Genomic DNA, 12,739 nt, shown 5'->3' on the forward strand with positions numbered 1-12,739 from the left:
AGACATTGATGTTCTACAACTAAATTATAGTATTCCAAAAAACATTACTATTTTTATAACCCTTTCAAAATCTAGAAAACAATAATGAAATTTAACGAAGACTCTAGGGTTAAAATTCCTTCAATATTACATTTGGTAAGATTAGGGTATGAATACCTATCATTAAAGAACCAGAAGTGGGACAAAGAAACCAATATTTTTACCAATATATTTTTAGAAAGCGTTCAGAGAATCAATCACGATATTGAAAAAGATGAAGCTCAAAGGTTGCTTTCAGATATATCGTTAATGTTAGATAATGAAGATTTAGGGAGACAGTTCTATGAGCGATTAATTCAGCAAGAAGGGCATAAAATTATAGATTTTGAAAACTTTGGAAATAATACCTTCAATGTAGTTACAGAATTAACCTACAAGAACGGAGAGGATGAATTTAGACCTGATATTATTCTATTGATAAATGGGTTGCCGTTGGTTTTTATTGAAGTTAAAAAGCCAAATAATAAAGAAGGAATTTTAGCGGAACGAAAAAGAATAAATCAAAGATTTCAAAATAAAAAATTTAGAAGGTTTATAAATATAACTCAATTAATGGTGTTCTCTAATAATATGGAGTACGACCCTAACGATCTAGATCAAATACAAGGTGCTTTTTATGCTTCCGCTTCTTATCATAAACCTATTTTTAATTTCTTTCGTGAAGAAGAAAATTTCGATTTATCAAAACTTTTAAAACCAGAAGACGAGGCAATAGAAGATGAAATTTTAAAAGATAACAACTTAGTTATTATTAAAAGAAGTCCTGAGTTTTTAACTAATAAAAGCCCTAAGACACCCACTAACAGAATTTCTACCTCTTTATTTTCGAGAGATAGATTAAAATTTACTTTACAATATGCTATAGCTTATGTAAATGAAGTGAAAGGTTTAGAAAAGCATATTATGCGTTATCCGCAAATTTTCGCAACAAAAGCAATAGCTAAGTCCTTAGATAAGGATATTCGTAAAGGTATAATTTGGCATACACAAGGAAGTGGTAAAACTGCATTAGCTTATTATAATGTTAAGCACCTAACCGATTATTATCAAGAGAAAAACATAATACCTAAATTCTATTTTATTGTAGATAGATTAGATTTACTACTACAAGCGAAGAGAGAATTTTCAGCAAGGGGATTAACGGTTAATATTGTTAACTCTAGAAGTGAATTTGCTAAGGATATTAAAGTAAAATCAGCAATTAAAAACGATAGAGGAAATCCAGAAATTACTGTTGTAAATATTCAAAAATTCTCAGATGATGCGCAAATCATTAAAGAACAGGATTACGATATTAATGTTCAACGTATTTATTTTTTAGATGAGGTTCACCGCAGTTATAATCCAGAAGGTAGTTTTTTAGCTAACCTAGAACAATCAGACAAACAAGCGGTTAAAATAGGTTTAACAGGAACTCCGTTATTGGGTGACGACTACAACTCTAGAAGTTTGTTTGGTGATTATATTCATAAGTATTATTACAATGCTTCAATTGCCGATGGTTATACTTTAAGACTTATTAGGGAAGAAATTGAGACCAATTATAAAATGGTACTTGAAGAAGCCTTAAAAGCCATAGAAATTCAACAAGGTAATATTTCTAAAAAAGAAATTTATGCGCATCATAAGTTTGTAGAGCCAATGTTAGATTATATTGTTAACGATTTTGAGGCGTTTAGACTTACTTATGCAGATAATTCGATTGGCGGTATGGTGGTTTGTGATAGTTCAGACCAAGCCAAAATGATGTTTGAAATTTTTAATAAAAAATACAGACAACAACCAGAGCTTGTTACACAAGCCGCAGAAGAACCTGAATCATACGGAGATAACAAAAGAAAAAGGTATAAAGTAAAAACAGCAGCATTAATACTGCACGACATTGGTACAAAAGAAGAACGAAAAGATCAAGTTGAAGATTTTAAAGCAGGAAAAATTGACATTCTTTTTGTCTATAATATGTTACTTACAGGCTTTGATGCTAAGCGTTTGAAGAAACTATATATCGGTAGAATAATTAAAAAGCATAATTTATTACAAACCTTAACCAGAGTAAATAGAACCTATAAAAACTATCGCTACGGTTATGTGGTAGATTTTGCAGATATAAGAGAAGAATTCAATAAAACAAATCGAGATTATTTTAATGAGTTGCAAGAGGTATTAGGGAATGAAATTGAACATTATTCAAATATTTTTAAATCGAAAGAAGAAATTCAGGAGGAAATAGCAGATATAAAAGAAGTATTATTTCATTTCGATACGCAAAATGCTGAAATATTTTCTCAACAGGTTTCAGAAATTTCAGACCCAAAGAAAATGACAGAAATTGTCAAAGCCTTGGGTAATGCAAAAAGTCTGTATAATTTAATTCGTCTATTCGGTCACTATGAGTTATTAGAAAAAATAGATTTCAAAAAACTCTCAATTTTATACCGAGAAGCAAGTAATCATTTACAGTTAATCAATCAAAAAGATGCAGTAGAAAATAGCACAGACACAACAAATCTTTTAAATGTTGCGCTAGAAGATATCATCTTTAAATTTAATAAAATAGGTGAAGAAGAGCTAATCTTAGCAGATCAGTTAAAAGATACTTTACGCAAAACAAGAGAGGAACTAGCTAATAATTTTGATAAGAAAGATCCTGAGTTTGTTAGTCTCTATGAAGAATTAGAACGCCTATTTAAAAAGAAAAAACTTGAAGAGGTAAGCCAAGAAGAAATGAAAGCTAACATTGGCGCCTTAAAAGATATTCACGCAAAAATTTTAGAATTAAACCGTCAAAACCGACTTTTGCAGGCTAAATACAATAACGATCCTAAATATTGCAGAATACATAAACGTTTAAGGGAAAAGGGTGGTTTAACCAAAAGAGAAACGCAATTGTTTGAAGCCTTACAATCAGTAAAATCGGAAGCAGATTTACAAGTATTACAGAACAGCAAATTACTAGAGAATGAGGGGTATTTAGATAAAATGATGATACGTTTAGTTATTAATCAATTTGTAAAACAAAACAATATTCCTTTAAACCCAGAAACATCTAAGTTCATCAACAACTTAGTAGTACAAGAATATACAAACGAATTTCACAACCGCATAGCATAAAATGACAACAACCGTAGCATTTCAAAATCAAGTAAAATCCCTAATCGATAATCTAAAAGGCATTTGTGCCAATTACGGTTTAGGGAATGATGGCGATGAATATAAAGTAATTACACAGGTTTTTTTATATAAGTTTTTAAACGATAAATTTACTTACGAGGTGAAACAGCTCAATCCAGATTTAGTTGAAGCTGAAGACTTACAAAAAACTTTAGAAGAATATTCAGATGAAAATTATGAAATGCTCACCCTGCAACTTAATGCAGATACCGCAGTGTTACAACCACATCATTTAATATCACATCTTTATAACGAACAAAACCAAAAAGACTTTGCCAAAACTTTTGATGATACCTTAATGGATATTGCAAGGTTAAATAACGAGATCTTTGCGGTAAAAACTACAGGAGGTGCAAAAGAACCCTTATTTGAGCGTATAAGTGAAATTGTGGAGACCTCAGAAAGGAATGCGTTTTGTAGAGCCCTAATTAACCAATTGGTAGAATTTAGTTTTGAGCATATTTTTAATGAAAAGTATGACTTTTACGCTACGATATTTGAGTACTTAATTAAAGATTACAATAATGATAGTGGCGGTACTTACGCAGAATATTATACCCCACACGCGGTAGCTAAAATTATGGCGGCAATTTTAGTAAAACCAGAAGATAATCCTAATAATGTAACGTGTTACGATCCAAGTGCGGGTTCGGGTACTTTATTAATGAATTTAGCCCACGCCATAGGAGAAGATAGGTGTACTATTTATTCACAAGATGTTTCAAAAAAATCATCTAAACTTTTGCGTTTAAATTTAATTTTAAATAACCTAGTACATTCTCTTCAAAACGTTATACGCGGGAATACCATTTTAGCACCTTATCATAAAGACGAAAATAATGAGCTAGAAAAGTTTAATTACATAGTTTCTAACCCACCCTTTAAATTAGATTTTAGCGAGTATAGAGACGATTTAGATACTAAAGAAAATAACGACCGCTTTTTCGCGGGTATTCCTAAAACACCTAAAAGTAAAAAGAGCGGAATGGCTATTTATAGCCTGTTTTTACAGCATATAATACACAGCTTAAAACCTAGCGGTAAAGCAGCAGTAGTAGTGCCTACAGGTTTTATAACGGCACAAAGTGGTATTGATAAAAAAATAAGAGAAAAACTCATTGAAAATAAAATGCTTGCAGGGGTGGTAAGTATGCCTTCAAACATTTTTGCAACTACCGGTACTAACGTGTCTATTGTTTTTTTAGATAAAAGTAATAAGGAAGATGTAGTGCTAATAGATGCTTCAAAACTTGGTACTAAAGTTAAAGAAGGGAAAAACCAAAAAACGGTATTAAGTCACGAAGAAGAACAATATATCATCGATACATTTAATTATAAAAAGCAGGAAGATGATTTTTCAGTAGTGGTAAAATATGACGAGATTAAAAAGAAAAATTACAGTTTAAGTGCAGGACAATATTTTGAAATAAAAATCGAATATATCGATATTTCTGCGGATGATTTTATAAATAAATTGAATTCTTTTGATAATAGTTTAGAAAGTTTGTTTTTGAAATCTAAAAGTTTAGAAAGGGATATTAAGAATAACTTAAAAACTTTGAAGTATGATTAAAGTTTCTTTAAGTTCAATTATTGATATTATTAGTGGTGGCACACCGAAGACTAAGGTTACTGAATATTGGAACGGTAATATTGGTTGGCTTTCTGTAACAGATTTTAATAATGATCTACGCTTTGTTTATGATACAGAAAAGAAAATTACAGAAAAAGGAGTTGATGAGAGTAATACAAAGTTTCTTAATAAAGGAGATATTATAATTTCTGCAAGAGGAACAGTTGGTGCTTTAGCTCAAATTGGTAAGCCAATGTGTTTTAATCAATCCTGTTTTGGAATTAGAGGAAAGAAAGATATAGCAAATACAGATTTCTTGTACTATTCACTTAAAAATTATGTAAAAAATATTATAAAAAGAAGCCAAGGTTCTGTTTTTGATACCATAAATCTAAACTCTTTTGATTTGATGGAAATTGAAATCCCCAAATCAATTACTACGCAAAAAGAAATAGCCAAAGTCTTATCCGATTTAGATGAAAAGATAGAAATCAATAATAAAATCAATACTGAATTAGAAGCAATGGCAAAGCTTATTTACGAGTATTGGTTTGTGCAATTCGATTTCCCAGATAAAAATGGCAAACCATACAAGGCTTCAGGTGGTAAAATGGTGTATAATGAAGAGTTGAAAAGAGAGATTCCTGAGGGCTGGGTAGATAAAACCATTGCAAATTGGATAGAAAATGATAAAAGTGGTGATTGGGGTAAGGATTCAAAACAAGGTAATTATACAGAAAAAGTGTCTTGTATTCGTGGTGCGGATTTAAACGGCTTAAACGGTAATGGAGAAGTAAAAGCCCCAGAGCGTTTTATTTTAGAAAAAAACACCCATAAATTATTAGAAGAAGGTGATTTAATTATTGAAATATCAGGAGGTAGCCCAACGCAGTCTACAGGAAGAATGGCATTTATAACTAAAGAAACACAAGAGCGATTTGATAATCCATTAATTTGCTCAAACTTCTGTAAAGCTCTTACATTGAAGGATGAAATTTATTTATTTAATTTTGTTTACCAATGGCAAAGTTTATATGATGCAGGCGTATTATTTGGTTGGGAAGGCAAAACAAGCGGTATTAAAAACTTACTGTTTGAAAACTTTGTAAATAATTATAAAACAATACTTCCTGAGAAAAATATAGTTGAAAAGTTTTATCAAAAAATTAAACCATTACACGCCAAAAAGCAAAAAAACTTACGAGAAAACCAAAAATTAGCAGAATTAAGAGATTGGTTATTACCAATGCTTATGAATGGGCAAGTAACGGTTAAAGAAGCACAAGAGCATATCAATAAAGCCGCAGAACCACAAGAGAATTATGGCTAAAAAGAAAAGAGATATAAAAATAATGGTAGGTTCAACCGTGTATGGCTTTGAAGATCAATTATCACAAATAGTAGCTCAATTACAATTATTAGGTTATACGGTTTTAAATTCTCATAATGGCAGTATAAAAGTAAACCCTAAATTATCTAGTTTAGAGAATTGTTTAAAGGCAGTTGAGGAATGTGATTTGTTTTTAGGTATTATAAGACCTTATTATGGTACAGGTAATATCGGTGAAAAGAACATTACATTTGAAGAAATTAAAAAGGCAATAGAATTAAAGAAACCCTATTGGTTTTTAGTACATAGAGATGTAACTTTTGGTCGCTTATTATTAGGTAAATTAAGACTAAAAAATGAGAGTGGATTAATTGAAAAAAACGATGATTTATATAAAAAATTAGGTGTTGGTGTGGCTAAAAATAGTTTTTTTGATGAAAGAACTATCGAGATTTATAATTATGTTATTGAAAACCATATTCCTGTAACATTAAGAAATGGCAATTGGGCACAAGAGTTTTACCGTTTGGATGAGATGATGACCTATATAAATACTCAATTTTCAGATAAAGACTTTGTAGAGAGTATAATTAGTGTAAAAGAGACTAAAGATGCAGAGTGATTTTGTCATAAACAATTTGTTGCAAAAAGAAGAAAGTGTGCGTTTAGAATTGAAAACAAATGCACATATAACATCCATTGCTAAAACAATAACCGCTTTTATAAACACCCAAGGCGGTGATATGTTAATAGGTGTAGAGGATAATAAAAAAATTGTTGGGGTAGAAAATGCAGCTAAGGTAAGAGATAGAATACAGCAACAATTGATAGAGGGTATTAAGCCCAATGCACCTATTTCATCACAGGTTATCACATATAAAAACAAAGAACTTATTTTAATTAGCGTTTGGGAAGGTGCTAATAAACCTTATCAATATAAAGGTCAAATTTTCACTCGTGAAAATGATAGAACAAAACTATCTGATCAAGATATTTTAAAAGAACTAATTAGTGAACGTAAAGCAGCAGATTTTCATTGGGAAAGAAGAGCAGTTTTGGGTGCTACTTTAGATGATTTAGATAAACAAGAGATCAAAAAGACTATTAATCACTATCAAGTTTACAACTCTGAAAAAACATTTGTAGACGAAGAAGACTTTTTGATTCAAACAGGTTTGTTGCAAAATGGTCATTTTACCAATGCTTGCATCGTTTTATTTGCCAAATCCCCTACACGCTTTATTCCGCAATCAAAAATTAGAGTAACGGTATATCCTTCAGATACAATAGGCGATAGCTTTTTAAATGACCGTATTTTTGATGGTAATGTGTTTAGTAATATTTCTGGTGTATTAAGTTTTTTAGATGTTACTTTTGGTAAAAATATTGTTATTGATGGTGTAGTAAGAAAAGAAAAGCATAATTATCCTTTATTAGCTTTAAGAGAGGGTTTATTAAATGCAATGGTACATAGGGATTATAATTCTGTGAATGGTTTTTTACAGATTTCTATTTTCTCTGATAGAACAGAAATTGCTAATTATGGTGGTTTACCTGATGGTATTACCTTAAGTGATTTAAGTAAAGAACATAATTCTATATTACGTAATCCTGATTTAGCTAAAATATGTTTTATAAGAAAGTACATTGAAATGCTTGGAAGCGGTACTTTAAGAATGATAAATGATTGTAGAAAGAATAAATTTAAAAAACCTTCCTGGAAACAAAAAAATAATATTACTACAGTTATTTTTCCAGATCTTAAGGCTACACTTAAAAATAGTGAAGGTGTAAATGAAGGTGTAAGTGAGGGTGTAAATGGTGAGCTTAATACTGTTTTTAATGATCAAAGTGAAGGTGTAAAAAGAGAACTTATTAATATTTATAGTATAATTAAAAAAAATCCTGATTTAAAAGCTAAAGATATAGCTAATCTAATTGATAAAGGTTTATCTACTGCTGAACGTTATCTTAAGAAATTGAAAGATGAAGATTTTATTGAATATATAGGTTCTTCTAAAACTGGTGGTTATCACATTAAAAAATAGAATAATAGCCTAATATCAATATTTTAAACATTTAGTTTTTTTCTCAAAGAACAAGAATCCCCAAGCAAATAAGTATAACTTCCATTGCATTACAGCTATACCCATTTGCTTTCCGCGCAGTAAAAGCTAAAATACTTCCATAAATGACAGTATTTCAGCCCTTACTTTTTGCCTTTGCGCTTTTAATTCGTTTTCAAAATAATATGTATTACAAACCAACAAAATCCGTGGCAGGTAATAAGGAGAGCTTCCGTCATTCTGTTTTGTTCCATAATACATAGCTGCAAGAGCATATAATAAAAATTATAATTTCAGGAACTTTATGAAATAACAAAATAAGCTAAAAACCTATCACCTAAAATCTCTTGCATCTACCATTCATACGCTTTTTACGCCTTCCATCCTCAGGCTTCAAAAGCTATTCATTTGTAGTATTTCACACACGTCATTCCTACAGCACCCGTAGCTACTCTTGCACCCAAACCCATAAAGTTTTGCTACGCAAGTATATTATATTGGGTGCAATCGCTACTTATTGATGTGCGAGCCTGCGATCACAACGGGCGGTATAGTTTGTCACAGTAATTGGAACACCCATATTTGCATAAAGCTTATTTGTTTTATTTCCGATGGTCATAAAAAAACAAGCCTTATTGCAAACCGCGCAAAAGAGCTGTTTTAAAATTAGGTACTAAAAAATCCGAATAATAATAGGATGCAGAATTGAATATCAATAAATAAGTGCAATAAAAAACAGCCCTTTCCTTTCCCACCGAACCAATTACAGCGCCAAACACGTGTTACAAACATAGCGCTGGCGGTATTCCATACCAAAAGCCAGCACACCCGTTGTTCAACTCGCAGTCGGCTCGCGCCTTTTAGATTACCTGCCGAAAGAAATACCTTAGATTAAACGAATAAAATTAAATAAAATGGAAGAAAGGAAAATCATTATCAATGAAATTACAGTAGATGAGCTTACAGAAAAAATCGCTGATAAGTTATTCTCAAAAATTAAAGCTGTTTTGGAAAGTAATATAGAACAAGAAAACAAACTATTAAGTAGGAAAGAAGCAGCTGCTTACTTACAAATTAGTCAGGGTACATTATGGAATTGGTCTAAGTCGGGAAGATTAAAAAGTTATGGTTTGGGTAGTAGAGTTTATTATAAACAAAAAGAAATCGATGAAGTGTTAGAAAGAAATAAGCTATAAAATATGGCAAATATAGGCAGCTTACCTCAAGCCAACCGCAATTTGCTATAAAGGTCAAGCCCTACGGGTTTTCGGAAAAAATAGCAATTGAAGGCAATTGCTTTTCTAAAAATCCTACAGGCTATTTTTTCAGAAAAACCTTGACAGCAATCCAACGCTGCCAATAATAAGGGCATATTTTTTAGCTGAAAAAAAATATTGAAGAAAATAGGGAGTTTTTTTCTGTTGTTCAAAAGTCGTTTATAGTAAATCGCCGTCGGGAGCGACCAAAAACGGGAAATAAGCTTTCTTATAGCGATATTTGTGCAGTTAAATAACTTCTAAGCCGTTTTATCTCCGTATCAATTCCAAATCAATCACGTATTAATTTAAAAATGTAAATAAAATGGGAAAGATTAATCAAGGAATTTTAGGCGGTTTGTCTGGAAAAGTAGGAAATGTAATCGGTGGTAGTTGGAAAGGTATCGATTACTTGAGAATTAAACCTTCCAGTGTAGCAAATCCACGAACTACAGGGCAAGTAAATCAAAGAAACAAGTTTACGGTCACTTTAGAATTTTTGCAAGCTGTGAAGCCGTTTATTAAAGTAGGCTATAAAAAGCTAGCTATCAAGAAAACCGAATTTAACGCTGCAATGTCTTATATTTTGAACAATGCGATTGATGGTATAGCACCTAACTTTGTAGTAGACTATCAAAATGCGAGCGTTAGTAGAGGGACTCTATCAGAACCTTTAAATGCTGGTACAGATTTAACTACTCCTGGTCAAATAGAGTTTAGTTGGGACGATAATTCGGATGAAGGTAATGCAAATGCAACCGATAAGGCGATGCTTTTAGCATATAATCCATTGAAAAAAGAGTCAATTTCACTTTTAAATGGTGCTCAGAGAGATGCAGGTGCAGAAATAATTACAATACCTTCTTCTTATTCGGGAGATAATTTAGAGCTGTTTATGGCTTTTATTTCAGAAGATGAAACAGAATTATCGAACAGTATATATTTAGGATCTGGTACGGCTGCTTAGAAATTAAAATATGTACTAAATTACCGCTTCAAATTGGGGCGGTTTTTTTTGTGCTTAATTGTACCCTTATTTGTACCTAAAAGATTTTTAAACTTTTTGAAACACTTATAAAAAACTCTCGGAAGTCAAGTACAACAAGGCTTAAAACAAAAAACCCCGATCAAAGATCGAGGTTTCTGCGGTGGTGCCTCCAGGAATCGAACCAGGGACACAAGGATTTTCAGTCCTTTGCTCTACCAACTGAGCTAAGGCACCAGTGCGTTAAGCGGTTGCAAATATATATTCCTTTTTACAATCTCACAAGAAAAAATCAAAAAAAATCTATTTTTTGTATGTTTGTAATCTAAATAGTAAGCATGAATTTAGTAATAGATGTAGGGAATACTTTAGTTAAATTTGCTGTTTTTCAGGATAATATATTGCTGGAGAAGTTGTTTTTTGAACTTGAGCTTTTTGAAAAAAAAGTTCAATATTTTTTTCGAAAATATCCAGAAATAAAATTTTCAATCTTATGTAGTGTTCAAAAACAATCGCAAAAGTGGAAGTTGTTGTTGAAAGAAAAATCTATTTTTTTGCAACTTTCTTCAAGTACTCCTGTCTTTTTCGAAAATAAGTATTCATCTAAAAGTACGTTAGGTATAGATAGGTTAGCTTTGGTGGCAGCTGCAGCTTATCAATATAAAAATGAAAATGTGTTGATTATCGATGCAGGCACTTGCATTACTTACGATTTTAAAAATAATAAAAATGAGTACCTTGGCGGTATTATTTCTCCTGGCTTAAATATGCGAGCAAAAGCAATGCATCAGTTTACCGCAAAATTACCACTCGTTAAGTTAGAAAATAACGATGTAGGAATTTTAGGGCAAGACACACAACAATGTTTAGAAATAGGAGTTTTGAAAGCAACAGCCTTAGAAATAGATGGATTTATTACTGAATATAAAAATAAATTTGAAGATTTAACAGTAATTTTAACGGGTGGGGATAGTCAAACTTTGTCTAAGAACGTAAAAAATAGCATATTTGCCCCCTCAAATTTCTTGCTTGAAGGTTTGAATCAAATTTTAGAATTTAATAAAAGTTAATGATTAAACAGTTAGTTACAATAGCAATTTTACTTTTTACGGTCACTTTGAGTGCTCAAGAAATCACTTCTTCACCTTATTCATTTTATGGAATTGGAGTGAAAAAATTTAAAGGCACAGCCGAAAATAGATCTATGGGAGGTTTGAGTATCGTATCAGATAGTATACATGTTAACCTTCAGAACCCTGCTGGTTATGGAGCTTTAGCGCTTACTACCTACACGATCGCAGGTTCTCATACAAGCACAACTATATCTTCTACTTCCGCAGAAGACAAACTTTCCAGTACTAATATAGATTATTTAGCGATTGGTATTCCTGCAGGGAAACTTGGTTTTGGTTTTGGCGTTGTACCTTATAGTTCTGTGGGGTATGAATTAAGAAATCAGGACGAAAGTGTCATTAGTGATTTTACAGGTAGGGGAGGTCTAAATAAACTTTTCTTGGCTGCCGGTTATGAAGTTAATAAGAATCTTAGAATAGGGGTAGAAGGAAGTTATAATTTCGGTAACATTCAAAATAAAAATATTATTCGACAATCAGGGATTCAATTTGCGACCAGAGAGATAAACCGTTCAGATTTAAGCGGATTTAATGTGAAGTTTGGAGCGCAGTACGAAAAAATGATTAATCAAAAATTACAGTTAACAGGTTCTGCTAGTTTTGCGCCATCTAGCAATCTAAAATCAGATAACTTTAGAGAATTAGCAACCATAAGAATTCTTAATGATACCGAAGCAATTGCAGATGTAGAAGAAGTAAATGTAGCAGATGATGATTTAAAATTACCTTCTGAGTTAAGTTTAGGAGCGGGTATTGGGCAGCCTAGAAAATGGTTTGTAGGTGCAGAGTTTCAGCAATTAAGTGCTAGTGAGTTTACTAATCGCTCTTTTACGTTGGATAATGTTTCTTATAACGATGCTTCAACCTACAAAATTGGTGGTTACTTTATACCTAACTATAATGATATTACAAGTTACTTTAAGCGAATTGTATATAGAGCTGGAGCAAGATATGGAGGTACTGGATTAACGATTAACGGAGAAGACGTTGATGAGTTTGGCATATCTTTTGGAGTAGGCTTGCCTGCAGGAAGATTACTAACAAATACCAACATAGGTGTCGAGTTTGGAAAAAGAGGAACTACAGATGCTGGTTTAGTAGAAGAAAAATTTGTTAGTTTTTATATCAGTTTATCTTTAAATGATAGATGGTTTCAGCAAAGAAAGTTTAATTAATTATACATAAA

The 12,739-nt window shown here is 31.7% G+C and carries 9 protein-coding genes and 1 tRNA gene; 9 read left to right on the forward strand and 1 reads right to left on the reverse strand.

Annotated elements, in window-relative coordinates; all coding sequences use genetic code 11:
* The first annotated feature begins 84 nt into the window (after positions 1 to 84).
* The 7 genes from KW502_RS01225 (at position 85) to KW502_RS01255 (ending at position 10,402) form a co-directional block, all read left to right on the forward strand.
* Entirely contained in the window at positions 85 to 3,150 is a 3,066-nt protein-coding gene (locus KW502_RS01225) for a type I restriction endonuclease subunit R (RefSeq protein WP_219038702.1), read from the forward strand.
* A 1-nt stretch (position 3,151) separates the two neighbouring features.
* The gene (locus KW502_RS01230; RefSeq protein ID WP_219038703.1) at positions 3,152 to 4,783 is read left to right on the forward strand and encodes an HsdM family class I SAM-dependent methyltransferase; all 1,632 of its coding nucleotides are present in this window, start codon (positions 3,152 to 3,154) and stop codon (positions 4,781 to 4,783) included.
* Complete coding sequence (locus KW502_RS01235) at positions 4,776 to 6,113, forward strand: restriction endonuclease subunit S (RefSeq protein WP_219038704.1); 1,338 nt, start codon at positions 4,776 to 4,778, stop codon at positions 6,111 to 6,113. Before KW502_RS01230 ends, KW502_RS01235 begins: the two co-directional genes overlap by 8 nt.
* On the forward strand, positions 6,106 to 6,735 hold the full coding sequence (locus tag KW502_RS01240; protein WP_219038705.1) for a DUF4062 domain-containing protein: 630 nt from the start codon (positions 6,106 to 6,108) through the stop codon (positions 6,733 to 6,735). Before KW502_RS01235 ends, KW502_RS01240 begins: the two co-directional genes overlap by 8 nt.
* Before the next feature lie 19 nt (positions 6,736 to 6,754).
* Positions 6,755 to 8,161 carry an RNA-binding domain-containing protein gene (locus tag KW502_RS01245; RefSeq protein WP_219038706.1) on the forward strand — a complete coding sequence of 469 codons (1,407 nt, stop codon included), beginning with the start codon at positions 6,755 to 6,757 and terminating at the stop codon, positions 8,159 to 8,161.
* A gap of 932 nt (positions 8,162 to 9,093) precedes the next feature.
* Positions 9,094 to 9,375: a helix-turn-helix domain-containing protein gene (locus KW502_RS01250; RefSeq protein WP_219038707.1), complete on the forward strand. Its 282-nt coding sequence runs from the start codon at positions 9,094 to 9,096 to the stop codon at positions 9,373 to 9,375.
* Positions 9,376 to 9,760: 385 nt separating this feature from the next.
* Positions 9,761 to 10,402 (forward strand): DUF6266 family protein, encoded by a 642-nt coding sequence (locus KW502_RS01255; protein WP_219038708.1) that lies wholly within the window; start codon positions 9,761 to 9,763, stop codon positions 10,400 to 10,402.
* 182 nt (positions 10,403 to 10,584) lie between these two features.
* Here KW502_RS01255 and KW502_RS01260 read toward each other — a convergent pair.
* Positions 10,585 to 10,657: transfer RNA gene (locus KW502_RS01260), tRNA-Phe, on the reverse strand.
* Between the two features lie 101 nt (positions 10,658 to 10,758).
* Here KW502_RS01260 and KW502_RS01265 point away from each other — a divergent pair.
* Both KW502_RS01265 and bamG read left to right on the forward strand, forming a co-directional pair.
* A complete protein-coding gene (locus KW502_RS01265) occupies positions 10,759 to 11,490 on the forward strand; it encodes a type III pantothenate kinase (protein WP_219038709.1) in 732 nt (243 codons plus the stop codon).
* Positions 11,490 to 12,728, forward strand: a complete 1,239-nt coding sequence (gene bamG / locus KW502_RS01270) for a BamG family beta-barrel-assembly machinery protein (RefSeq protein WP_219038710.1) — start codon at positions 11,490 to 11,492, stop codon at positions 12,726 to 12,728. Before KW502_RS01265 ends, bamG begins: the two co-directional genes overlap by 1 nt.
* The last annotated feature ends 11 nt before the right edge of the window (positions 12,729 to 12,739 follow it).

The sequence above is a fragment of the Mesonia aestuariivivens genome (genome assembly GCF_019311235.1).
GTDB classification, from domain to species: Bacteria; Bacteroidota; Bacteroidia; order Flavobacteriales; family Flavobacteriaceae; genus Mesonia; species Mesonia aestuariivivens.